Source organism: Klebsiella sp. AqSCr, from assembly GCF_008452795.1.
Taxonomy (GTDB): Bacteria; Pseudomonadota; Gammaproteobacteria; order Enterobacterales; family Enterobacteriaceae; genus Klebsiella; species Klebsiella pneumoniae.
Map to the genome: position 1 here is coordinate 3,368,420 of NZ_MJDM01000005.1, position 24,126 is coordinate 3,392,545.

Sequence of the window (24,126 nt, forward strand, 5' to 3'; positions counted from 1 at the left end):
CTATTGAGGCCGCAAATACTACCTTTGGCAGAATAGTTATGCAATATTTATGCGTTAAAAGTTAAATCTAAACCACGTTTAGCTTTAAAGTTAGCACAAAATATGGCCTGGTGGGTGAGGGGGGCGCAAATGTCGGCATTCCTGGGGCGAATACCGACATTTTACCGGGGTTATCGTTTCAGCGGCGTCGCTTCAACTCCGGAATCAGCGTTTCTCCAGACTCTGTCGCAGCGTCCCGGCTGGCGCATGGCTGTTGTTGCCGAGATAGCGAACGTCATCGACGGCCCAGCACTGGCCTTCCTGGATCATCAGCACTTCATCTTTCCAGCTCTGGGTGCCCTGTTTCAGATCGACGCGCAGCGGAATATTGCGCGCATCGCGGTTCGGGATGGTGGAGGCGCTGGCGACCACGGCGCTGTCTGCCGGGGTGCTGCTGCTGGAGAACGGATTAGCCTGCAGTAATTTGCTGTTGGCGGGATCCTGGCGGGCGTCATTGAGTAACTGCGCCAGGCCGTCGCTCAGATAGGGGCGCAGCGCCGCCGGATCCTGAGTACGATTCTGGATCTGGGTGTCGTAGAATTTTTGCGCTACGTCGTCAGGGCCGCCTTCGACGCAGGGGCCGCTGCGGGTGCCATTATCTTTATAGGCCGGGGTGACGGTCGTACAGGCGCTGAGCGCCAGCGCGCAAGGGAGAAGTACAGCAAAAAGTTTGTAGCGCATGATGATTTCCTTATAAGCGAACTACGTTTTCAGTTTCCGTTAAAGCATAGCGTATAGCGTGCGGATTGTACTTGACGCAAAGAGCTAAGACCTTGATGTGGCTACAGCCTTAGGGCGGGAAATCGGCACGGGGATGACAGAATTCCGTCAGGCGCTAAAAGGCAGGGCAGTATAAAAATAAACTTAATTTTCCCGTGAACAAGAAATATTACCCCGTAAAATAGGGAAATGGCTCTTGAAAGATAAGGGTAATTATTTCTTATTATAGATGCGAGTGGCGACGTGCATTTTTTTATCCGTATTACCGGAGGAGGGGATAATGACGCCCCCCTTGTTCATTTGTTTTTTTAATCAGCTCTTCACGGGCATCGTTGGATGCGGTTTGACCAGTAGAGGAAATGGCGCCGATTTTGGTATATTGCGTATGGACTTTATCAAAAGCTGTTTTGTTAAAATTTCTGCGAAGACGGCATTGGCCGCTTAAAACAATGCTGTACCTGCCACTAAAGCTGCATATTTAATATTCTTAGCCCCTATTGTTTATCTCGCTATCATCATGCTCTTGTTTGCATTCACCAATGAATGATTTCAGATTGAACTCACACTGCTTTTTGTAAGCAAAATGCTGCAATTTAATGACGGTTAGTTAACGCTTTTTAGCGAAAAGATGACGTATTTCGCAGTGCTGATGCTTGTTTTTTGAGCCGGTTACCCATCGGGAGCGGACCAGGCTAATTTCTTCAGTCGTTAGCTGAAAATCACCCTGAGAGGCCGGAGCTGAGGGGATAGGGCGCTGACAGACATTCCCGGTAACATGGTTTATCATATAGAAAAGCAGGGGCTGCGCCCATGGTCATGCAGGTCACCAGGGAGATAAGATGTTAACAAATAAGCGAGAGCGCGCCCGGCAGCAGCGAGCCGCGTTGTGGGCCACCAGAGATAATGTCCAGCGCCATGCGCTGTCCATGAGTATGCCCTGGCTGGCCTTTGTCAATATCGCTTTTGCGTTAATGATTTTCTTCCGCAATTTTATCTTTACCTATTTTGATAAGAGGCTACTGACGCACCGGGCGGTTATTCCTTATATCGAAGCGGCGTTGATTGCGGTTATTATCATTTCGGCCATTTTAGTGATTATTGCCCTCACGCCGCGACTGGCGCAGGGACGATATACGTTGAATATCATCACCGGGCTGCTGCTGGCGCTCAGTCTGTGCTGGTCCCTGAGTAATTATTGTTTTATTTTTTTCTGGACCTTGCCCTTTGCCTGGCCGCTGCTGGTGATATTAATGACTACCGGCCTCACCGCGCTGTATCACCATTGGCCCGGCATAACCGCTTTTATGCTGCCGCTATGGGTGACCGCCTTGCTGGCGGGAATACAGCTCCACTATCACACCGAGATCCGCTTTTTGATCCTCTGGGCCATTTTTACCGCGATTTTGCTGTATGGCCGACGTATTTTGCAGCGCTGGTATGACGAAGCCTGGGATACCCACCAGGAGAATATGCAGCTTATTCAGCGGCTGGAAAGTATCGCCAACCAGGATGCCTTAACCGGAACCGCTAACCGTCGGGCGCTCAATGCTTACCTGGCGGCGATCTGGCAGCAAAAAACGCCGCTGGCGCTGATGATGATCGATGTCGATTATTTTAAGCGCTATAACGATCGCTATGGCCATCAGGCTGGTGATGAGTGCTTATCTTCTGTCGCGCAGGTGCTTAAAATGGCGGTCCGGGCGGAGGGCGATCTGGTGGCTCGCTACGGCGGCGAAGAGTTTGTCGTCGTGTTGCCCGGGGTGTCCTTAGCGCATGCCACCGCTATTGCCGAGCGCATTCAGCAGAAGATCCGCGAGGCAGGCCTACCGCACGCCGCTTCGGCGGTGGCGTCGGAGATCACCGTGAGTATCGGGATCGTCGCCTCCGATGGCACGGTCCCGATAGAGACGCTGATCGCCCGGGCGGACAGTGCGCTGTATCAGGCGAAAAATAAAGGACGTAATCAATGGTCTTATTAACCCGGAGACGCTGCCGGGCAAGGGAGAAGGGATGAAACGGATGATGCGGATCGTGCTGCTGGCGCTGCTGCTAACCGGCTGCGCTGGGGAAAAGGGCATTATCGATCGCGACGGATACCAGCTGGACACCCGTCATCCGGCGCAGGCTGCCTATCCGCGAATAAAGGTGTTAGTGATCCACTATACGGCTGACAATTTTGATGTCTCGCTGGCCACGTTGACCGATAAAGAGGTCAGCTCCCACTATTTAATTCCTGAACAGCCCCCGCGTTATCAGCATAAACCGCGGATCTGGCAGCTGGTGCCGGAAGAGGATTTAGCCTGGCACGCCGGGGTAAGCTATTGGCGCGGCAGTACGCGCATTAACGATACCTCCATTGGCATTGAGCTGGAGAACCGCGGCTGGCAGAAGACGGCGGGCGTCAAAAGTTTTACCCCCTTTCATCCGGAACAGATTGCGGCTCTGATCCCGCTGGCGCGCGATATCATCGCCCGCTACCACATCGCGCCGCAGAATGTGGTCGCCCATGCGGATATCGCCCCGCAGCGCAAAGACGATCCGGGGCCGTTATTCCCCTGGCAACAGCTGGCGCAGCAGGGGATCGGCGCCTGGCCTGACGAGCAGCGGGTGGCCTTTTATCTCAACGGGCGGCCGGCCAGCGAGCCAGTGGACCCCGAAATCGTACTGGATTTGCTCTCGCGCTATGGCTATCAGGTGACGCCGGAGATGACCCCCGCGCAGAAGAAGCGGGTGATTATCGCCTTCCAGATGCACTTCCGTCCGCAGCGCTGGGATGGGGTAGCGGATGCGCAAACCGAAGCGATAGCCGAGGCGCTGTTAGAAAAATATGGCCAGGGTTAGCGGTGTAGTTTACCGTGGTCGCGAAGCCAGGCGGCGGTGCGCACGATGCCGTCGTCAAGCGTCACCACCGGCTGATAGCCCAGCTCGTCCTGCGCGCGGGTGATATCGAGCGTAAAATCAAAGTTAAGCTTGGAGACGCCGTAGTGGGTAAACGCGGGTTCTTTGGCGGTTTTATCGCCAAAGCGCTCCATGCTGCGGGCGATAATATCCAGCATCGGATAGGGAACTGAGCGGATCCGGCATTTGATGCCGAGCTCGTCGATCAATTTCTGCACGATGCTCCGCAAGGTGCGCGGTTCGCCGTTGCTGATATTCCACGCGCGGGCGGAGGGAAGATGATCGCAGGCCGGCTGGCTCGCCAGCCACATCGCATGTACGGCGTTTTCATAATAGGTCATGTCGACCAGCGCGCTGCCGCCGCGCGGGAGCAGGACGCTGCCATAATGCTGCATCATTTGCGCCAGCCGGGGGATAAAGACTTTGTCGTGCGGCCCAAACAGGCTCTGCGGCCGCAGAATGGTAAAACGGGTATGCGGGTTAGCCTGCGCCAGCAGGTTGATCACCTCCTCGCTGGCCGCCTTGCTGCGGGCAAACTCGTTGGCGAAGCGGTGTGGACGGAAATCTTCCTGGATATCACGATGATGGTGATAATCAAAATAGAGCGATGGCGAAGAGATATGGATGAAATTGCGCACTCCCCATGCCACTGACCATTCGCCCAGACGACGGGTGGCGCGGACGTTAGCGAGATCGAAAGCCTGCTGAGTGCCCCATGGCGAGGTAAAGCTGGAGCAGTGCCATAGGGTATCGATACCGGCGAGCATCACTTTAGCCTGCGAAGAGACCAGCTCGGTTAAATCTGCCGGGATGAATTCCGCCCCCATTTTGCTCAGAAGCTTGCCCATCGCTTCGTTGCGCCCGGTCGCTCGCACGCTGATGCCCTTGTTGCGCAGATATTCCACTGCGTTGCGGCCTAATCCGCTGGTCGCACCGGTAACCAGTACCTTCATATCACTCTACTGTCCCAGAAAAGAATTTCGTGCGCATTTTTCCGTGATTCTCCCGACTATGCAATGAGAATCATGAAAGAATAACGCTTATCCTTCGACTCTGCCTGAGATTTGTTCGGCCAGCCGGGCGATGCGTTGCGCCATACCGCGGAAAATAAACAGGTGCGCCGGGATCATCAGCAGCCAGTAGATCAGGCCTGGCATACCGTGCGGGTGCCACCAGGCGCGCACGTCCAGTTCACGACGATCGCCTTTATCGTTAATGGTAAAGCTTAATCGGCCCAGCCCGGGCGCTTTCATACCGAATAGCAGGGTGAGCTGTTTTTCTTCCTCCACGATAATTACCTTCCAGCTGTCGACCGTATCGCCGGTTTGCAGATAAGCGCGCTGCGGCCGCCCTTTGGCCAGCCGGTGGCCGGCCAGCAGATCCATCGCGCCGCGGGTTTTCCACAGCAGATTGCCGAAAAAATACCCCTCTTCACCGCCGATTTGGTTAACGACCTGCCACAGGGCCTGGCGGCTTGCCTGAGTGGCGACGGCGCAACCTGCCTGCTTCGGATAGTAGCCGTACTCCGGTCGCCAGCGGGCGAAAGCCTGAGCGTCGTAGCCCCAGTCGCTGGAGTTTACTAACTGCTCTTCTTCTTTCAGCGTGCGGCGAACCGCCTGATCGAAGGGGATCAGCGTTTGCGGGATCAGCGCCCGCAGCGCCCGATCGTCAGCGATTAGATCGTGCTTCAGCCCCTGAATCAGCGCCTTGGCGATGGTCGGCGGCACCGAGGTGATGACATTGAGGAACCACACCGAGATCCAGCGCGTCGGCAGGGGAATGGGAATGAGTGGGCGATGTTTACCGCTGACGGCCATAAAGCGAATGAACTGCTGCTGATAGCTTAACACCTCCGGACCGGCGGCTTCGAAGACGCGGTGCGCATCGGAGGGATGATTCAGCAGCTCAACCAGGTCAACGAGCAGGTTTTCCAGCGCGACAGGGGTAGTACGCGAACGTACCCAGCGCGGAGGGGTTAGCACCGGCAGGTTATAAACCATGTCGCGCATCACCTCGAAGGCGGCGGAGCCGGCGCCGACGATAATCCCGGCCCGCAGCTCGGTCACCGGCACGCCCGACTCACGCAGGAGATCGCCGGTAATCTGACGAGCGCGCAGATGGTCGGACTGCTCCTGCGCCGGGGCCGGCAGCGAACTGAGAAATATCACCTGGCGCACTGATGACTGACGCAGGGCATCGCGCACATACGTCGCCACCCGCCGCTCATGGGCGATAAAATCACCGCCTTCGCCCATGCCGTGGACCAGATAATAAAGGGTATCGATACCGGTGAGTAGCGCAGGCAGGTCCTGCGGCTGATTGAGATCGACTGACCGGCAGGTAACGCCGGGCAAAGCGAGTTTTTGCAATCGGTCGATATGGCGTGCCGCCGCCAGCACCGGATAGCCCCGCGCGCTTAATGCGCGCACCAAATGCTGGCCAATATAGCCGCTGGCGCCGAGCACCAGAACTGATTGCGACACGCCTGACTCCTTAGCGTTGTAAAAAAGCCTGCCAGTGGGCGACCACCTCGCTCAGCTGCTGACGGTTGACATCCAGGTGAGTGACCAGACGGACAACAGGCGAGGCGTTAATCAATACCCCCTGCGCCTGCATAAACTTGCCGAGCGCCGGGGCCTGCTCTTCGCCGACGCGAACGAACAGCATGTTGGTATCGTGACGGGTGACGTCGGCGCCGATAGCGCGCAGCTGCTCCGCCATCCACGCGGCGTTGTCATGATCCTCCTGCAGGCGCTGCACGTTATTTTTCAGCGCGTACAGCCCGGCGGCGGCCAGGATGCCCGCCTGGCGCATCCCGCCGCCGACCATTTTCCGCCAGCGGACGGCGCGGCGAATGTACGCCTCGCTGCCGAGCAGCAGCGAGCCTACCGGAGCGCCAAGCCCCTTTGACAGGCAGATGGTGAAGGAGTCGCAGTATTGGGCGATATCGCGTAACTCGCAGCCGTAGGCCACCACGGCGTTAAAGATGCGTGCGCCGTCGACGTGCAGCGCCAGATTGCGCTGGCGGGTAAACGCCCAGGCTTCCTGCAGATAGTCGCGCGGCAGCACCTTACCGTTATGGGTGTTTTCCAGGCTCAGCAGGCGGGTGGGGGCAAAATGGATATCGTCGGGTTTGATTTTCGCTGCCACTTTATCCAGCGGCAGCGAACCATCCGCCGCGGCGTCGATCGGCTGCGGCTGAATACTGCCGAGGACCGCCGCGCCGCCGGCTTCGTACAGATAGTTATGCGCCCCCTGGCCGACGATATACTCTTCGCCGCGCTGGCAATGGCTGAGCAGGCCAACGAGGTTGGCCTGGGTGCCGGTGGGTAGAAATAGCGCCGCTTCTTTGCCGGCCAGGTCGGCGGCATAGCGCTGCAGTTCATTGACGGTAGGGTCGTCGCCATACACATCGTCCCCGACCGGGGCGGCCATCATGGCCTCCAGCATGGCGCGCTCGGGACGGGTAACGGTATCACTGCGTAAATCGATCACGGCTTTTCCTTGGTCTGGTTCAACGTATTGCTTCTGTTTTACCTGAGCCAGTTGGTTTTCGCCAGTTCGATGACCTCATCGCCGCGCCCGCTGATGATCGCCCGCAGCATATACAGGCTAAAGCCTTTGGCCTGCTCCAGCTTGATCTGCGGCGGGATCGCCAGTTCCTCTTTGGCGACGACGACGTCGACCAGCACCGGACCGTCGGTGCGGAAGGCGGTCTGCAGCGCTTCATCCACCTCGGAGGCTTTTTCAACGCGTATACCTTTGATACCGCAGGCCTCGGCGATGCGGGCGAAGTTGGTATCGTGGAGCTCCGTACCGTCGGTGAGATAGCCCCCGGCCTTCATTTCCATCGCCACGAAGCCCAGCACGCTGTTGTTAAAGATGACAATCTTCACCGGCAGCTTCATCTGCGCCAGCGACAGAAAATCGCCCATCAGCATGCTGAACCCGCCGTCGCCGCACATGGCCACTACCTGCCGCTCCGGCGCAGTGGCCTTGGCGCCGATGGCCTGCGGCATGGCGTTGGCCATTGAGCCGTGGTTGAACGAGCCCAGCAGGCGGCGTTTACCATTCATTTTGAGATAGCGTGCCGCCCAGACGGTCGGGGTGCCGACATCACAGGTGAAAATGGCATCTTCATCGGCAAAATGACTGATCTGCTGCGCCAGATATTGCGGGTGAATGGCTTTATCGCTGGGTTTAGCCAGATCGTCGAGCCCTTTTCGCGCGTCGCGATAGTGCTCCAGCGCCTTATCGAGGAAGTGGCGATCGGTTTTCTCTTCCAGCAGCGGCAGCAGCGCCTTCAGCGTCGATTTAATATCGCCCACCAGCGCCATGTCGACCTTACTGTGTGCGCCGATGCTGCCGGGGTTGATGTCGATCTGGATAATTTTCGCGTCGGTTGGGTAGAAGGCGCGATAGGGGAACTGGGTACCCAGCAGGATCAGGGTATCGGCGTTCATCATGGTGTGGAAGCCAGAAGAGAAGCCAATCAGCCCGGTCATGCCCACATCGTACGGGTTGTCGTACTCCACGTGCTCTTTGCCGCGCAGGGCGTGGACGATGGGGGCTTTAATTTTGGCTGCGAACTCCACCAGTTCCTGGTGGGCGCCGGCGCAACCGCTGCCGCACATGAGCGCGATATTGCTGGAGTAGCGAATAAGCTGCGCCAGCTTGCGCAGTTCTTCTTCCGCCGGGGTGACCGTCGGCAGCGGCGCATGATACCAGTGGCTGCTGGCGCTTTCCGGGGCGGCCTTCAGCGCCACATCGCCGGGTAGCACCACCACCGAGACGCCGCGGTTAATCACTGCCTTACGCATCGCCACTGCCAGCACCTGCGGGATCTGTTCCGGCGTGGAGACCAGTTCGCAGTAATGGCTGCACTCGCGGAACAGCTCCTGAGGATGGGTTTCCTGAAAATAGCCGCTGCCGATTTCGCTGGATGGGATGTGGGCGGCGATGGCCAGCACCGGGACATGGTTGCGATGACAGTCAAACAAACCGTTAATCAGATGCAGGTTGCCCGGTCCGCAGGAGCCGGCGCAGACCGCCAGCTCGCCGGTCAGCTGCGCTTCCGCGCCAGCGGCGAAAGCGGCGACCTCTTCGTGCCGGGTGGGCATCCAGTCGATGGTGCCCATGCGGTTAAGGCTATCGCTCAATCCATTGAGGGAATCTCCGGTGACGCCCCAGATACGTTTCACGCCGGCCTGTTCCAGCGTTTCGGCAATGTATGCCGCCACGGTCTGTTTCATGATCTCCATCTCCTTTTTTTGATAACGCCTTCAAGCTTAGATGAAACTGACCGCAATGTAACCGATTACCCCTGATTTTTTGCTGGTTTTATTCCTCTCCGGCTGCGCATACTCAGGAAGTACACAGGATGCAAAACAGGATGCACATCAAATGGTTAAAGGATTGTTAAACACAGTAAATCGCAGGCTGTCGCATGATGACGCCGGTAAACTCTTGTTACGACTTGCCGTCGGCGGCTTAATGCTTTTCCATGGAATCCATAAGCTGATAGATGGTGTGGATGGCATTAGCGGGATGCTGGCGGCGCAGGGATTGCCCGGGTTTATCGCCTACGGTGTGCTGGTGGGGGAAGTGGTCGCTCCCTGCTTGTTAATTATCGGCGTCCTGACCCGCCCGGCGGCGTTGGTGCTGGCGTTCACCATGGTGGTGGCGTGGCTGATGGTCGGTCTCGGCAAGACGTTTGCGCTTGATACGGTGGGAGCGTGGGCCATTGAGAATCTGGTCTATTTCTTTGTTGGCGCACTGGCGATTGCGCTACTCGGCGCGGGGCGTTATTCGCTGGCCGGTCAGTCGGCCTGGCGGTAAAAATGCCTCATTCGTCCTGGGGCGTAAAGTCGATACTGTTGGCGATTTGCAATTTTTTCAGTCCGGGAAAGCGTTTATCTCATGTCGCCTGAGCGTTTGTTTATTGTCGCCAGGGATTTTCCCGGAGGCGGCGCATTGCGCCTTCTCCGGGCTACCAAATCGCACAGCGATGTAGCCCCGGTAAGCGGTAGCGCCACCGGGGATTTTGACCTCAGGCGAGAACCAGATCGCTCTGCGGATGACAGGAGCAGGCCAGCACATAGCCGTCGGCGATTTCGGCGTCGGTCAGCGTCATGGTGCTGGTGACGCTGTACTTCCCGGAAACCACTTTGGTTTTGCAGCAGCCGCAGACGCCGGCGCGGCAGGCGACGGTCACCGGCACTTTATTGCTCTCCAGCGCGTCGAGCAGCGTAGTGCCCACCGGCGCGTAAAACTCGCGCGCCGGCTGCAGTTTAGTAAATTTCAGCCCGCTGGTGGCGGCCTCAGCCACCGGGGTGAAGAATTTTTCCTTAAAGAAGCGGGTGACGCCCAGGGCGGCAACATCCTGCTCGACCTTCTCCATATAAGGCGCCGGGCCGCAGGTCATCACGGTGCGGCTGGCTAAATCCGGCACGCTCTGCAGCAGCTCCCGGGTCAGACGGCCGGCGACAAAACCGTGCGTCGCGTTGTGCTCCGCTACCAGGGTGACCGGGTAGTTGCGCCACTCTTCGGCAAAGATTACATCTTCCGGCGAACGCACGTTATAAATCACCTGTACGTCGGCCTGCGGTCGATGCTTAGCCAGCCAGCGGCGCATCGCCATGATCGGTGTCACACCGCAACCGGCGGCCAGCAGCAGGAATTTATCTTCCGCTTTATCGTCGCAGGTAAACTCGCCCATCGCATCGGACAGCCAAAGGTAATCGCCGCGTTTGACCTCGCGGGTCAACCACTGCGAACCCGTACCCTCGTCAATACGGCGAACGGTCAGCGTAATGTATTCGCTGACCCCCGGCGTCGAGGAGAGGGTATAGGCGCGCAGCGTTTCCGCCGAGTTACGCACGCTAACCAGAGCGTACTGGCCAGCGCGGTACGGATAGTAATCGTGGCACAGCAGCGAAAGGGTCCACACGTCCGGGGTTTCCTGGTGAATGTGGTGAACCTGCATCCGCCACGGGCACTGGGAGGTTGGCATAGTCATCAGGGACTCCTTAAGCGCTCAGCAGCTGCTGCATATCTTGTTCCACGGTGGTCACGGAACGCAGACCAAACTTCTCATTGAGGACCGCCAGCAGATCCGGGGTGAAGAAACCAGGCGCCGTCGGACCGGTGACGATGTTTTTCACACCCAGCGACAGCAGCGTCAGCAGGATGACGATCGCTTTCTGTTCGAACCAGGAGAGCACCAGCGACAGCGGCAGATCGTTGACGCCACAGCCCAGTTTCTCCGCCAGCGTGACCGCCAGAATAATCGCCGAGTAAGCGTCATTACACTGCCCGGCGTCGACCAGGCGCGGCAGCCCTTCGATATCGCCAAAGTCCAGTTTGTTGAAGCGGTATTTACCACAGGCCAGGGTCAGGATCAGGCAGTCATCCGGCACGCTGGTGGCGAAATCGGTGAAGTAGTTACGCTCCCCGCGGGCGCCGTCGCAGCCGCCGACGAGGAAGATATGGCGCAGTTTTTCACGACTGACCAGATCGATCAGCGTATCCGCCGCGCCAAGCAGGGTCTGACGGCCAAAGCCGACGGTGATCAGATGCGGGATTTCGCTGTACGGGAAGCCAGCCATCTGCTGCGCCTGGGCAATGACCGGGGAGAAGTCTTCGCCTTCCAGATGGTTCACACCCGGCCAGCCGACGATGCTGCGAGTCCAGATGCGATCGTCGTAGGCGCCGACGGTCGGGTCGATGATGCAGTTAGAGGTCATCACGATGGGGCCCGGGAAGCGGGCGAACTCCACCTGCTGGTTTTGCCAGCCGCTGCCGTAGTTGCCAATCAGATGTTTGAATTTACGCAGCTCCGGATAGCCGTGAGCCGGCAGCATTTCGCCATGAGTATAGACGTTGACGCCGGTGCCTTCCGTCTGCTCCAGCAGGTTATACAGATCCTTCAGATCGTGGCCGGAGATCAGGATGCACTTCCCTTCGGTGGCTTTAACGTTGACCTGAGTCGGCGTCGGATGGCCGTATTTGGTCGTTTCACCGGCGTCGAGGATGCTCATCACTTTGAAGTTCATCTGGCCGATTTCCATCGAACATTCGAGCAGCGCATTCATATCCGCAGGCCAGGTGCCCAGCCATGCCATGATTTTATGGTACTGGGCATAGATAGCGTTGTCGTACTGGCCGAGCACGTGGGCGTGCTCCATATAGGCCGCCGCACCCTTCAGACCGTACAGGCACAGCAGGCGCAGACCGAGAATATTTTCGCCGATGGCGGCTTTATCTTTATTCGGGGTATAGTCCGCCGCCTGACGCTGCAGGTCGCCCAGATCGTCGCTGACCAGCTGCAGGTCGGCGACCGGGCTGTCGACCGCGGCGCTGGCATCGATCGCCAGGCATTGCGCTTTCAGCGCCTCACGCAGGGCAATTGCCTGGCGGGCGTAGCCGACGATGCGCGGGGAATCGAAGTTAACGTTAGTCAGGGTGGAGAAGAAGGCGCGGGGGGCAAAGCTGTCGACCTGATGATCGATAATGCCATATTCGCGCGCTTTAAGCGCCCAGGCGGACAGGCCTTGCAGTGACGCAATCAGCAGATCCTGCAGGTCCGAGGTTTCCGCTGTTTTACCGCACATCCCCTGCGCGTAAGAGCAGCCGTTGCCGGCTGGGGTACGAATGGTTTGTTCACATTGCACACAAAACATGGTCACACCTTTAAAGTTATATTTGATATACATGTTTAAGATTATGCCGCGCGGCAACGGGTGAAAAGGTATTTCTAAGACAACTTAAAGGGAGATTGATTTAGCGCAAATTTGGCGGCAGGAGGGCTGCCGCCAACGGGTGCTCAGGCGGTAAAAAAGGCGATCAGGATCGGGACCAGCAAACTAAGCAGAAAACCGTGCACGATGGCGGCAGGGACGATTTCGACGCCGCCGGAACGCTGCAGTACCGGTAAGGTGAAGTCCATCGAGGTGGCGCCGCACAGCCCCAGCGCCGTGGAGCGGCTGCGGCGAATAAGGCCCGGAATTAACATGATGGCCAGCAGCTCGCGACAGAGATCGTTAAAGAACGCCGCGCTACCGATGACCGGGCCAAAGGATTCGGTGAGTAAAATACCGGAGAGCGAATACCAGCCGAAACCGCTGGCTATTGCCAGACCGGTCTTTAACGGCAGACCGAGAATAAAGGCGTTAAGTATCCCGCCGAGTAATGAACTGGCCGTAACCACCACGGCGACGATCATTCCCCGGCGGTTAAGGACTATTTGTCGCAGACTCATTCCATTATTGCGTAATTGGATACCGACGAGGAACAGGAGAAAAATCAACGTATATTCGCTGGCTTCTGTCGCGTGCTGTAAAAAAGGCAGTCTGGTCAGACCGAGCAGAAAACCGAGCACGACCACACCGCACAGCTGCAGCGATTCCAGGGCCATGGCCAGGCGCGAGGGTAATTTCTCCTGACGATGCTGACTGCGCCATGGCATTTTACTTTCCAGCCACAGCAGGGCGGCGATATTACACAGTAAAATGATAACCACGCTCACCGCGGCGTAATGCAATATTGCCAGCAGGTTGCTGGCCAGATTGTCGAGGAACGCCAGGCTGATACCCATAAAAAAAAGGATTACATAGACAATCCAGCTGAGCATGCGGTTTATCAGCTTTAGCGCGGAGGAGTGACGAAGAGGCAGTAAATAGCCGACGACCAGCGGCAACAGAATAATAAAGAGTCCCGAAAACATGAACGATGCAGCCCTTGCATGATGAGAATAGCGCCCATGACACTACCCAAATCACCGGGCCGAGTAAAGCTGTCGCCAGAAAGAAAAAGCCCGGAGACCCGGGCTTTGAAAAGCGTTAATCGCGTTTTTCCAGCAGGGTGCGATACAGCACGCCGCCGAGGATCCCGCCGACGATTGGCATGACCCAGAACAGCCACAGCTGCTGCAGCGCCCAGCCGCCCTGGAAAATTGCCACCGCGGTGCTGCGCGCCGGGTTGACCGAGGTGTTGGTGACTGGAATGCTGATCAAATGGATGAGGGTCAGCGCCAGGCCGATGGCGATGGGGGCAAAGCCCGCCGGCGCATGTTTATCGGTCGCGCCATGAATAACCAGCAGGAAGCCGCAGGTCAGGACAATTTCAATGACGATAGCCGACAGCATGGAGAAACCGCCCGGGGAGTGTTCGCCATAGCCGTTGGAGGCGAAGCCGCTGGCGGCGGCATCAAAGCCGGCTTTACCGCTGGCAACCACGTACAGCACCGCCGCGGCAATAATTCCGCCGACCACCTGAGCGATAATATAGCCAATGACCTCTTTTGCCGGAAAACGGCCGCCGGCCCACAGGCCTAAGGTGACCGCCGGGTTGAAATGCCCCCCGGAAATATGGCCGACCGCAAACGCCATGGTTAATACCGTTAAGCCAAATGCCAGCGCGACGCCGGCAAAACCAATACCCAGCTCGGGGAAAGCCGCGGCGAGCACGGCGCTACCGCAGCCGCCAAATACAAGCCAGAAGGTGCCGAAGCATTCGGCTGCTAATTTTCTGAACATAACCACCTCAATTAAATTGTTTACGCGCACGAGCGGACCGTGCCGGTCTTTATTTATCGTGATAAGGGATGACGATAAAAATAAAGCGGCGTTATTCTAGAGATAATCGCCATCCCGGAGCCAGTTAAATATATTGATATTATTTGATTTAGGGCAAGGTGAGTGGATTCCTTTTGCCAGTTTAGCCTTTCCTTTATCCATGGAAGATTATCAATAGTGTAGATCATAACGCCTGAAATAAAACTATTTTGTTTGATGAATAATCAACGGCCGGTAATAGGCGATAAGTGAGTAATTTTATGAATATATTTAATCCGCTGAATATGAGCCACGGATGCGATTAAGCAGAGTGTCATCTTGCCTCCGCCCTCGCTATACTGTTGATTACTGAAGGAGAGTGGTGGTGTAGCGGAGGGGATATGCTTCTTGAGCGCGTAGAAATCGTCGGTTTTCGCGGTATCAATCGTTTGTCGTTGATGCTGGAGCAAAATAACGTCCTGATCGGGGAGAACGCGTGGGGGAAGTCCAGTCTGCTTGATGCGCTGACCCTGCTTTTGTCGCCGGAGTTCGATCTTTATCACTTTGTTCGCGATGATTTCTGGTTTCCCCCGGGCGACATCCAGGGGCGCGAACACCATTTGCATATTATCCTGACCTTCCGCGAAACGGAGCCAGGCCGCCATCGGGTCCGGCGTTTCCGTCCGCTTCAGCGCTGCTGGGTGCCTTGCGATGACGGGTATCACCGGGTGTTCTATCGCCTGGAGGGCGAGCTCGCCGAAGATGACAGCGTGATGACCCTGCGGAGCTTTATCGATGGTGAAGGCGAAGCGTTGGTGCTGGAGGAGATTGATGAGCTGGCCCGACACCTGGTGCGTTTGATGCCGGTGCTGCGCCTGCGCGATGCGCGCTTTATGCGCCGCATCCATAACGGGACGGTACCGCATTCGCCGCAGATAGAGATCACCGCCCGTCAGCTGGATTTTCTCTCCCGCGAACTGGTCAGCCATCCGCAAAATTTATCGGACGGTCAGATCCGTCAGGGGCTATCGGCCATGGTGCAACTGCTTGAGCATTACTTTGCCGAGCAAAGCAGCGCTCAGACGCGGCATCGCCTGATGCGGCGGCGCTCCCATGATGAACAGCGCAGTTGGCGTTATCTGGATATTATCAACCGGATGATCGACAAGCCCGGCGGGCGCAGCCATCGGGTGATCCTGCTGGGGCTGTTTGCCACCCTCCTGCAGGCGAAAGGGACGGTGCGCCTCGATCGCGACGCGCGACCGCTGCTGTTGATTGAAGATCCCGAGACCCGTCTGCATCCAATCATGCTTTCCGTCGCCTGGCACCTGCTGAATTTGTTGCCGCTGCAGCGTGTGACCACCACCAACTCCGGAGAGCTGCTGTCCCTGACACCGGTAGAGCAGGTCTGCCGGCTGGTGCGTGAGTCGACGCGGGTATCGGCGTGGCGGTTAGGCCCGGGCGGAATGAATGCCGAAGAGAGCCGGCGCATTGCTTTTCACATTCGCTTCAATCGCGCCTCATCGCTCTTCGCCCGCTGCTGGCTGCTGGTGGAGGGAGAGACGGAAACCTGGGTTATCAACGAACTGGCCCGGCAGTGCGGTCATCATTTTGATGCTGAAGGGGTTAAGGTGATCGAATTCGCCCAGTCCGGCCTGAAGCCATTGATCAAGTTTGCCCGCCGGATGGGGATCCAGTGGCACGTGCTGGTGGACGGCGATGAGGCGGGGAAAAAATATGCCGCGACGGTACGAGGTCTGCTTAATAACGATCGCGAGCTGGAGCGCGACCATCTGACCAGTCTGCCGGCGCTGGATATGGAACACTTTATGTATCGTCAGGGATTTGATGACGTTTATCATCGGGTGGCGCAGATCCCGGATAATGTCCCGATGAATATGCGGCGGGTGATCACCAAAGCCATCCATCGCTCATCCAAGCCGGACCTGGCGATTGAGGTGGCGATGGAGGCCGGCCGCCGTGGCGTGGACGCTGTGCCGACGCTGCTGAAGAAAATGTTCTCACGGGTGCTGTGGCTAGCCCGCGGTCGTGCCGATTAATCTCACCGCCGTCGTCATTTACGGCGGCACAAAGCTCTCCGGCAGCTAAACAAAACCTCATTGACGCGAAAAATGGGTGTCCTGTTGCCAACGGGTTTCGATAGAATCACCGCCTGGAGCGGCAGGGAAACAGCAGGAATCGGAATATGAAAGTGAAGGGAAAACGCAGGACCGTCTGGTGGCTGTTGGCGATCGTTGTGCTGGGGCTGGCTATCTGGGGATGGCGGATCCTCAATGCGCCGCTGCCGAACTACCAGACGCTGGTAGTTCGCAAAGGGGATCTCCAGCAGAGCGTGCTGGCCACCGGCAAACTGGATGCCCTGCGAAAAGTTGACGTCGGCGCCCAGGTCAGCGGACAGCTGAAAACGCTGCACGTCAATATTGGCGATAAGGTTAAAAAGGATCAGTTGCTGGGGGTTATCGATCCGGAGCAGGCGCAAAACCAGATTAAAGAGGTGGAAGCGACGCTCATGGAGCTGCGCGCCCAGCTCAATCAGGCGCGCGCGGAGAGCAAACTGGCGCAAGTGACTCTGGCCCGTCAGCAGCAGCTGGCGCAGCGCCAGCTGGTCTCGCGGCAGGACCTTGATACCGCGGCCACCGATTTGGCGGTGAAACAGGCGCAGATCGGCACTATTGAAGCGCAAATAAAGCGTAACCAGGCGACGCTCGATACGGCGAAGACCAACCTCGATTACACGCGGATCCTGGCGCCGATGGCCGGCGAAGTGACGCAAATTACCACCCTGCAGGGACAGACAGTGATCGCCGCCCAGCAGGCACCTAACATTCTGACGCTGGCGGATCTCAGCACCATGCTGGTTAAAGCGCAGGTCTCTGAGGCGGATGTCATCCACCTCAGACCGGGGCAAAAGGCGTGGTTTACCGTGCTGGGCGACCCGCTTACCCGTTATGAAGGTAAACTGAAAGACATTCTGCCGACGCCGGAAAAAGTGAATGACGCCATCTTCTATTATGCCCGCTTCGAGGTACCGAACCCGCAGGGGATCCTGCGCCTCGACATGACCGCGCAGGTGCACATTCAGCTGGCTGAGGTGAAGAACGTGATTACTATCCCGCTGAGCGCCCTGGGCGACGCGGTAGGCGATAACCGCTACCACGTTCGACTGTTGCGCACCGGTGAGGTCAAAGAGCGTGAGGTTATCATTGGCGCCCGCAATGATACCGACGTCGCAGTGGTGCAAGGTCTGGAAGAGGGCGACGAAGTGATCGTCGGCGAGAGCGCGAGCGGGGCGGCAAAATGACGGCGCTGCTTGAGCTGCGAGATATACGTCGCAGCTATCCTTCCGGCGACGGCAGCGTTGAGGTCCTGAAGGGGATCACCCTCAGCATCCATGCGGGTGAGATGGTGGCGATCGTCGGGGCCTCCGGCTCGGGAAAATCGACGCTGATGAATATCCTTGGCTGCCTCGACAAACCCACCAGCGGCACCTATCGGGTGGCGGGAACCGATATCGCGCAGCTGGATGGCGATGCGCTGGCCCGTCTGCGGCGGGAACACTTTGGCTTTATCTTTCAACGCTACCATCTGCTGTCCCATCTGACCGCCGCGCAGAATGTCGAAGTGCCGGCGGTGTATGCCGGCAGTGAACGGCGCGCGCGCCTGGCGCGCGCTCATGAGCTGCTGGTGCGGCTGGGGCTGGGCGAGCGCGCCGACTATCAACCCTCACAGTTGTCCGGCGGTCAGCAGCAGCGGGTCAGTATCGCCCGCGCCCTGATGAATGGCGGGGAGGTGATCCTCGCTGATGAACCGACCGGCGCGCTGGACAGCCATTCCGGCGAAGAGGTAATGGCGATCCTGCACCAGCTAAAAGCGCAGGGGCACACGGTCATCATTGTGACCCACGATCCGCAGGTCGCCGCTCAGGCGGAGCGGATCGTCGAGATCCGCGATGGCGAGATCGTCCGCAACCCGCCCGCCAGCCGCCAGGGCGGCGGACTGCGCGCCCGTCCGCAGGCGGAGCCTTCGGCGTGGCGTCAGTTTACCAGCGGCTTTCGCGAAGCGCTGGTGATGGCCTGGCGAGCGATGGCGGCGAATAAAATGCGTACCCTGCTGACCATGCTCGGCATTATTATCGGTATTGCCTCGGTGGTGTCGATCGTGGTGGTGGGGGATGCCGCCAAGCAGATGGTGCTGGCAGATATTCGCGCCATCGGCACCAATACCATTGATGTATATCCTGGTAAGGATTTTGGCGACGACGACCCGCGCTATCAGCAGGCGCTGAAGTATGACGATTTGCTGGCGATCCAGAAGCAGCCGTGGGTGCGCTCCGCCACGCCGGCGGTTTCAAAAAGCCTGCGCCTGCGCGCCAACAATATTGACGTTGCCGCCAGCGCGGAGGGGGTCGGTCCACAGTATTTTAATGTCTACGGCATGACCTTTAGCGAAGGCAATACCTTCAATGAACTGCAGCTCAACAGTCGGGCTCAGGTGGTAGTGCTCGACAGCAATACCCGTCGGCAGCTGTTTCCCAATAAAGCGAAAGTGGTGGGAGAGGTGATTCTGGTGGGCAATATGCCGGCCACGGTGATTGGCGTTGCGGATGAAAAACAGTCGATGTTCGGCAGCAGCAAAATTCTCCGCGTCTGGTTGCCCTACACCACCATGGCGGGAAGAGTAATGGGCCAGTCGTGGCTGAACTCCATCACTGTGCGCGTTCATGAAGGCTACGACAGTGAAACCGCAGAGAAACAGCTGCTGCGTCTGCTGGAGCTGCGGCATGGTAAAAAAGATGTATTCACCTGGAATATGGACAGCGTCTTGAAAACCGCCGAAAGGACCACACATACCTTACAGCTGTTCCTGACATTGGTGGCGGTGATTGCCCTGGTGGTCGGCGGGATTGGCGTAATGAATATTATGCTGGTGTCGGTGACCGAACGAACCCGGGAGATCGGCATCCGCATGGCGGTTGGCGCCCGGGCCAGCGATGTGCTGCAGCAGTTTCTCATTGAAGCGGTGCTGGTTTGCCTGGTCGGTGGCGCGCTGGGCGTAGCATTGTCGCTGATGATCGCCTTTATTTTACAGCTGTTTCTCCCCGGCTGGGAGATTGGTTTTTCTCCGCTGGCGCTGCTGACGGCGTTTCTCTGTTCGACGCTGACCGGGGTGCTGTTTGGTTGGCTGCCTGCGCGCAACGCGGCGCGGCTCGATCCGGTGGATGCCCTGGCGCGAGAATAGGCGGGGCGAGAAATAAAAATGCCAGTCAGAAGGACTGGCATTTTATTAGCAGGATGTACACAATGAAGCAAAAGAGTTATGCAGCCGTTTCCGCTTCCACAGGGACGATCACGCTGGCGTGGTTGCCTTTTGGCCCCTGGTGAACATCAAACCGAACGGCTTGTCCGGCTTTTAGCGTTCTGTAACCATCCATCTGGATGGTGGAGTAATGGGCGAAAATGTCTTCGCCGCCGCCCTCAGGGCAGATAAAACCGAACCCTTTGGCATTGTTGAACCACTTAACAGTACCCATTTCCATACTTCGACATCCTTCGTAAATCTTTATTAGTAAGATGGAATGAACCGGTGGTGGAGTGACGAGTTGTTCAATTGCTCGCCAACTCTCGCCACTACAATTTAGAGAAATACGAAAACGCGTCAAGCGATTGAGGAGGGGGAACGGCGAAAAATGCGTCAAAATTTGAAGCAGTTAACGCTATTGCCGGGGAATGTGACAGCCGTCGCGGATAGAAGCGATAGATGATAGTTATCTATGATCTATTGTAGATTTGTGATGAGCATAACCTCTGGTCATCGACAGGCCTCCGCCTGTTGGCAACAGCAACCGATGATGAACACTGACGATGAGTAAGAGAGATTGGCTGGACTTCGAGCACCTGGTTGACGACGAAGTTCGTGATGCGATTAAACCGCCATCTATGTATAAAGTGATATTGGTCAATGATGACTACACTCCGATGGAGTTTGTTATTGACGTGTTACAAAAATTCTTTTCTTATGATGTTGAACGTGCAACGCAACTGATGCTCACGGTTCACTATGAAGGTAAGGCGATTTGTGGCGTGTTTACCGCGGAAGTGGCGGAGACCAAAGTCGCTATGGTGAATCAGTACGCGAGGGAGAACGAGCATCCATTGCTGTGTACGCTGGAAAAAGCCTGAATACAGGCATGAAAATTGGGGGAGGTGCCTATGCTCAATCAAGAACTGGAACTCAGTTTAAATATGGCTTTCGCCAGAGCGCGCGAGCACCGTCATGAGTTTATGACCGTCGAGCACTTGCTGCTGGCTCTGCTAAGCAACCCCTCGGCCCGTGAGGCCCTGGAAGCGTGTTCAGTGGACCTGGTGGCATTGCGTCAGGAACTTGAAGCCTTCATCGAACAAACCACACCCGTTCTGCCAGCCACGGAAGAAGAGCGCGACACCCAGCCGACGCTAAGCTTCCAGCGTGTGCTGCAGCGCGCCGTCTTCCACGTACAATCTTCTGGCCGCAGCGAAGTGACCGGCGCCAACGTGCTGGTGGCGATTTTCAGCGAGCAGGAGTCGCAGGCCGCCTACCTGCTGCGTAAACATGAAGTGAGCCGTCTTGATGTGGTGAACTTCATTTCTCATGGTACACGCAAAGACGAGCCGAGCCAGTCTTCCGATAACAGCGGAAGCCAGCCTGGCAATGAAGAGCAAGCCGGCGGGGAGGAACGTATGGAAAACTTCACCACCAACCTCAATCAGCTTGCTCGCGTCGGCGGCATTGATCCCCTGATCGGCCGTGAAAAAGAGCTGGAGCGCGCGATTCAGGTCCTGTGCCGTCGGCGGAAAAATAACCCGCTGCTGGTGGGGGAATCCGGCGTCGGTAAAACCGCGATCGCCGAAGGCCTTGCCTGGCGTATTGTGCAGGGCGATGTGCCGGAAGTGATGGCCGACTGCACTATCTACTCGCTCGACATTGGCTCTTTGCTGGCAGGGACCAAATATCGTGGCGATTTTGAAAAACGCTTCAAAGCGTTGCTCAAACAGCTGGAGCAGGATACCAACAGCATCCTGTTTATTGATGAAATCCACACCATTATCGGTGCGGGGGCGGCGTCTGGCGGCCAGGTCGATGCTGCTAACCTGATCAAACCGCTGCTTTCCAGCGGCAAGATCCGGGTGATCGGCTCCACCACTTACCAGGAGTTCAGCAACATCTTTGAAAAAGATCGTGCGCTGGCCCGCCGTTTCCAGAAGATCGATATTACCGAACCGTCGGTGGAAGAGACGGTCCAGATTATCAACGGCCTGAAGCCGAAGTACGAAGCGCACCATGATGTGCGTTATACCGCCAAAGCGGTGCGTGCGGCGGTAGAACTGGCGGTGAAATACATTAACGATCGTCATCTGCCGGATAAGGCGATTGACGTCATTGACGAAGCGGGCGCGCGGGCGCGCTTAATGCCGGTCAGCAAGCGTAAGAAAACGGTTAACGTGGCGGATATCGAATCAGTGGTGGCGCGCATTGCGCGGATCCCTGAGAAGAGCGTCTCCCGCAGCGATCGCGACACGCTGAAAAACCTGGGCGACCGTCTGAAAATGCTGGTCTTTGGACAGGATAAAGCCATCGAGGCGCTGACCGAGGCTATTAAAATGGCGCGCGCCGGGCTGGGCCATGAGCACAAGCCGGTGGGATCGTTCCTGTTCGCCGGGCCGACCGGGGTCGGGAAAACCGAAGTGACCGTCCAGCTGGCGAAGGCGTTGGGTATTGAGTTGCTGCGCTTTGACATGTCCGAATATATGGAACGTCATACCGTCAGCCGTTTGATCGGGGCGCCTCCGGGCTACGTCGGCTTCGATCAGGGCGGGCTGCTGACCGATGCGGTGATTAAACATCCGCACGCGGTATTGCTGCTTGATGAGATCGAAAAAGCGCATCCGGACGTGTTCAACCTGCTGCTGCAGGTGATGGATAACGGGACGCTGACCGATAATAACGGCCGTAAAGCGGACTTCCGCAACGTGGTGCTGGTGATGACCACCAACGCCGGGGTGCGGGAAACCGAGCGTAAATCGATTGGCCTTATTCAGCAGGACAACAGTCCGGATGCGATGGATGAGATCAAAAAGATCTTTACGCCGGAGTTCCGTAACCGCCTCGACAACATCATCTGGTTCGATCATTTGTCTACCACGGTGATCCATCAGGTTGTCGACAAGTTTATCGTCGAGCTGCAGGTCCAGCTGGACCAGAAAGGCGTCTCCCTGGAAGTGAGTCAGGAAGCGCGCGACTGGCTGGCGACGAAAGGCTACGATCGGGCGATGGGGGCACGTCCAATGGGACGCGTCATTCAGGACAACTTGAAAAAACCGCTGGCGAACGAACTGCTGTTTGGCTCGCTGGTCGACGGTGGTCAGGTCACTGTCTCTCTGGACAGCGACAAAAATACGCTGACTTACGACTTCCAGAGCGCGCCGAAGCACAAACCGGAAGCGGCCCACTAAGGCGATATCTTCAATGTAAAAAAACCGGCCAGGGGCCGGTTTTTTTTTGCTGACGGCAGATGACGGCAGAAATGAAAAGACCGGGAATTATCCCGGCCTTCAGCATCTTACGCCTTAAGGGCGAAAACAATCAGCGACTACGGAAGACAATGCGGCCTTTGCTCAGGTCGTACGGGGTCAGCTCAACAGTCACTTTGTCGCCCGTCAGAATGCGGATGTAGTTTTTACGCATTTTACCGGAGATATGCGCGGTTACCACGTGACCGTTTTCCAGTTCTACGCGGAACATAGTGTTAGGCAACGTTTCAAGTACGGTGCCCTGCATTTCAATATTGTCTTCTTTGGCCATCTAGTCCTCTGGGGTATCACTACCGTAGTTTTGAACCGGCAAGATAATGCCGAAGTTCATCATGTAAGTAAAGTTTTACGTATCTACCCTGAATCATTCACCTTGCCGCAAGGCGCATAGTCAGCACAGCGGCTACGGAAATATGACGGGTATGAATCGCCGAAGTAGTTTTGGCGCATTGCCCGGGACACACACGGCCATGCCGCGTGACAGGCGCAAACGTAAAGGGGAGTGACAGAACGATGGGCGTTATCTGACTCTTATTATTCCCAAACGGCGGCGGGGCAACAGGCAGAAGCTACTCTACCGCGCAATTATACCATCCTGACGCAAAATGTGCTGAAAACATTTTATTATCCGCCAGGAAATAGCACCCGCGGCACCCAAAATCGCTCGGGCAGTCGGTAGTCGCGTAATACCGACAGATAGTCCAGATAATCGCGGCGGGGAATATCCACTGCGCCTAATGACGCGGTATGGTTGTTCAGTACCTGGCAGTCAATTAATTTACCGCCGCTGTGCGCAAAGTCCTGGCAAAATACCAGCAGCGCGGTTTTGGAGGCATTTTCTGCCCGGCTAAACATCGATTCGCCGCAAAACAGCGCTCCCTGCGCTACGCCGTACATTCCTCCCACCAGGGTATTCTCCTGCCAGACTTCAATGGAGTGGGCATGACCCAGCTCATGCAGCTGGTGATAGGCGCGAACGATACTGCTGGTTATCCAGGTGCCTTCGTCACGATCGCTGGCGCAGCCCTCAATCACTTCGCCAAAGGCGTGGTTGAGCGTGACCCGGTAGGGCGAACGCTGATGAAAGCGCTTCATGCTGCGGCTGAGATGGAATTGCTCTGGCCAAAGTACCGCCCGGGGGTCGGGCGACCACCAGAGGATCGGGTCGCCAGGGGAAAACCAGGGAAAAATACCACGCTGATAGGCCATCAGCAGCCGCGCGGGGCTCAGATCGCCGCCGAGCGCCAGCAGGCCATTAGGTTCTCGCAAGGCGCCTTCCGGAGAGGGGAAGGCAATAGAGTGCCGGGAGAGCTGAACCAGACGCATTT

Annotated in this window: 20 protein-coding genes; 8 read left to right on the forward strand and 12 right to left on the reverse strand. The window is 57.1% G+C overall.

Going from position 1 to position 24,126, the window contains the following annotated elements; all coding sequences use genetic code 11:
* Positions 1 to 204: 204 nt before the first annotated feature.
* Positions 205 to 720 carry a lipoprotein gene (locus BHE81_RS20480; protein WP_002896394.1) on the reverse strand — a complete coding sequence of 172 codons (516 nt, stop codon included), beginning with the start codon at positions 718 to 720 and terminating at the stop codon, positions 205 to 207.
* Between the two features lie 878 nt (positions 721 to 1,598).
* Between BHE81_RS20480 and BHE81_RS20490 the strand changes: the two genes are divergently transcribed.
* Together BHE81_RS20490 and BHE81_RS20495 are read left to right on the forward strand one after the other, a co-directional pair.
* Complete coding sequence (locus BHE81_RS20490) at positions 1,599 to 2,738, forward strand: GGDEF domain-containing protein (protein ID WP_021313343.1); 1,140 nt, start codon at positions 1,599 to 1,601, stop codon at positions 2,736 to 2,738.
* 31 nt (positions 2,739 to 2,769) lie between these two features.
* Positions 2,770 to 3,600: an N-acetylmuramoyl-L-alanine amidase gene (locus BHE81_RS20495; protein ID WP_004209681.1), complete on the forward strand. Its 831-nt coding sequence runs from the start codon at positions 2,770 to 2,772 to the stop codon at positions 3,598 to 3,600.
* Here BHE81_RS20495 and BHE81_RS20500 read toward each other — a convergent pair.
* The 4 genes from BHE81_RS20500 to poxB all read right to left on the reverse strand — a co-directional run bounded on the left by BHE81_RS20500 (position 3,597) and on the right by poxB (position 8,909).
* Positions 3,597 to 4,610: an NAD-dependent epimerase/dehydratase family protein gene (locus BHE81_RS20500; protein WP_023302132.1), complete on the reverse strand. Its 1,014-nt coding sequence runs from the start codon at positions 4,608 to 4,610 to the stop codon at positions 3,597 to 3,599. The genes BHE81_RS20495 and BHE81_RS20500 overlap by 4 nt on opposite strands.
* An 87-nt stretch (positions 4,611 to 4,697) precedes the next feature.
* On the reverse strand, positions 4,698 to 6,140 hold the full coding sequence (locus tag BHE81_RS20505) for an SDR family oxidoreductase (RefSeq protein ID WP_023342921.1): 1,443 nt from the start codon (positions 6,138 to 6,140) through the stop codon (positions 4,698 to 4,700).
* A gap of 10 nt (positions 6,141 to 6,150) precedes the next feature.
* Positions 6,151 to 7,152 (reverse strand): low-specificity L-threonine aldolase, encoded by a 1,002-nt coding sequence (gene ltaE / locus BHE81_RS20510; protein WP_023302130.1) that lies wholly within the window; start codon positions 7,150 to 7,152, stop codon positions 6,151 to 6,153.
* Positions 7,153 to 7,190: 38 nt separating this feature from the next.
* Complete coding sequence (poxB, locus tag BHE81_RS20515; RefSeq protein ID WP_023302129.1) at positions 7,191 to 8,909, reverse strand: ubiquinone-dependent pyruvate dehydrogenase; 1,719 nt, start codon at positions 8,907 to 8,909, stop codon at positions 7,191 to 7,193.
* Between the two features lie 151 nt (positions 8,910 to 9,060).
* On the opposite strand from poxB, the gene BHE81_RS20520 reads away from it, so the two are divergent.
* A complete protein-coding gene (locus tag BHE81_RS20520; protein WP_004209688.1) occupies positions 9,061 to 9,495 on the forward strand; it encodes a DoxX family protein in 435 nt (144 codons plus the stop codon).
* Positions 9,496 to 9,706: 211 nt separating this feature from the next.
* Here the strand turns inward: BHE81_RS20520 and hcr are convergent, their stop codons facing one another.
* From hcr to aqpZ, 4 genes are all read right to left on the reverse strand, one after another.
* Positions 9,707 to 10,675, reverse strand: coding sequence for an NADH oxidoreductase (gene hcr, locus BHE81_RS20525; protein ID WP_004147771.1), 969 nt, complete (start codon positions 10,673 to 10,675; stop codon positions 9,707 to 9,709).
* Positions 10,676 to 10,685: 10 nt separating this feature from the next.
* Positions 10,686 to 12,338 carry a hydroxylamine reductase gene (gene hcp / locus BHE81_RS20530; protein ID WP_004176696.1) on the reverse strand — a complete coding sequence of 551 codons (1,653 nt, stop codon included), beginning with the start codon at positions 12,336 to 12,338 and terminating at the stop codon, positions 10,686 to 10,688.
* A 143-nt stretch (positions 12,339 to 12,481) separates the two neighbouring features.
* Positions 12,482 to 13,381 (reverse strand): lysine exporter LysO family protein, encoded by a 900-nt coding sequence (locus tag BHE81_RS20535; protein ID WP_073545651.1) that lies wholly within the window; start codon positions 13,379 to 13,381, stop codon positions 12,482 to 12,484.
* Positions 13,382 to 13,496: 115 nt separating this feature from the next.
* The gene (gene aqpZ, locus BHE81_RS20540) at positions 13,497 to 14,192 is read right to left on the reverse strand and encodes an aquaporin Z (RefSeq protein ID WP_002896434.1); all 696 of its coding nucleotides are present in this window, start codon (positions 14,190 to 14,192) and stop codon (positions 13,497 to 13,499) included.
* A 419-nt stretch (positions 14,193 to 14,611) separates the two neighbouring features.
* Here aqpZ and BHE81_RS20545 point away from each other — a divergent pair, with 419 nt between their 5' ends.
* The 3 genes from BHE81_RS20545 (at position 14,612) to macB (ending at position 19,469) form a co-directional block, all read left to right on the forward strand.
* Positions 14,612 to 16,270 (forward strand): ATP-dependent endonuclease, encoded by a 1,659-nt coding sequence (locus BHE81_RS20545; protein WP_004176693.1) that lies wholly within the window; start codon positions 14,612 to 14,614, stop codon positions 16,268 to 16,270.
* Between the two features lie 146 nt (positions 16,271 to 16,416).
* Positions 16,417 to 17,532 carry a macrolide transporter subunit MacA gene (macA, locus tag BHE81_RS20550; protein WP_002896440.1) on the forward strand — a complete coding sequence of 372 codons (1,116 nt, stop codon included), beginning with the start codon at positions 16,417 to 16,419 and terminating at the stop codon, positions 17,530 to 17,532.
* Complete coding sequence (gene macB / locus BHE81_RS20555) at positions 17,529 to 19,469, forward strand: macrolide ABC transporter ATP-binding protein/permease MacB (RefSeq protein ID WP_004150848.1); 1,941 nt, start codon at positions 17,529 to 17,531, stop codon at positions 19,467 to 19,469. The genes macA and macB overlap by 4 nt, the downstream gene beginning before the upstream one ends.
* Positions 19,470 to 19,545: 76 nt before the next feature.
* On the opposite strand, the gene cspD is transcribed toward macB, so the two are convergent.
* Positions 19,546 to 19,767 (reverse strand): cold shock-like protein CspD, encoded by a 222-nt coding sequence (cspD, locus tag BHE81_RS20560; RefSeq protein WP_002896516.1) that lies wholly within the window; start codon positions 19,765 to 19,767, stop codon positions 19,546 to 19,548.
* Positions 19,768 to 20,092: 325 nt separating this feature from the next.
* Between cspD and clpS the strand changes: the two genes are divergently transcribed.
* Entirely contained in the window at positions 20,093 to 20,410 is a 318-nt protein-coding gene (clpS, locus tag BHE81_RS20565; RefSeq protein WP_002896520.1) for an ATP-dependent Clp protease adapter ClpS, read from the forward strand.
* A 30-nt stretch (positions 20,411 to 20,440) separates the two neighbouring features.
* A complete protein-coding gene (gene clpA / locus BHE81_RS20570) occupies positions 20,441 to 22,720 on the forward strand; it encodes an ATP-dependent Clp protease ATP-binding subunit ClpA (RefSeq protein ID WP_002896522.1) in 2,280 nt (759 codons plus the stop codon).
* A 130-nt stretch (positions 22,721 to 22,850) separates the two neighbouring features.
* On the opposite strand, the gene infA is transcribed toward clpA, so the two are convergent.
* Both infA and aat read right to left on the reverse strand, forming a co-directional pair.
* A complete protein-coding gene (infA, locus tag BHE81_RS20575) occupies positions 22,851 to 23,069 on the reverse strand; it encodes a translation initiation factor IF-1 (protein WP_001040187.1) in 219 nt (72 codons plus the stop codon).
* Positions 23,070 to 23,422: 353 nt separating this feature from the next.
* Positions 23,423 to 24,124, reverse strand: coding sequence for a leucyl/phenylalanyl-tRNA--protein transferase (aat, locus tag BHE81_RS20580; RefSeq protein ID WP_023302126.1), 702 nt, complete (start codon positions 24,122 to 24,124; stop codon positions 23,423 to 23,425).
* Between the last annotated feature and the right edge of the window lie 2 nt (positions 24,125 to 24,126).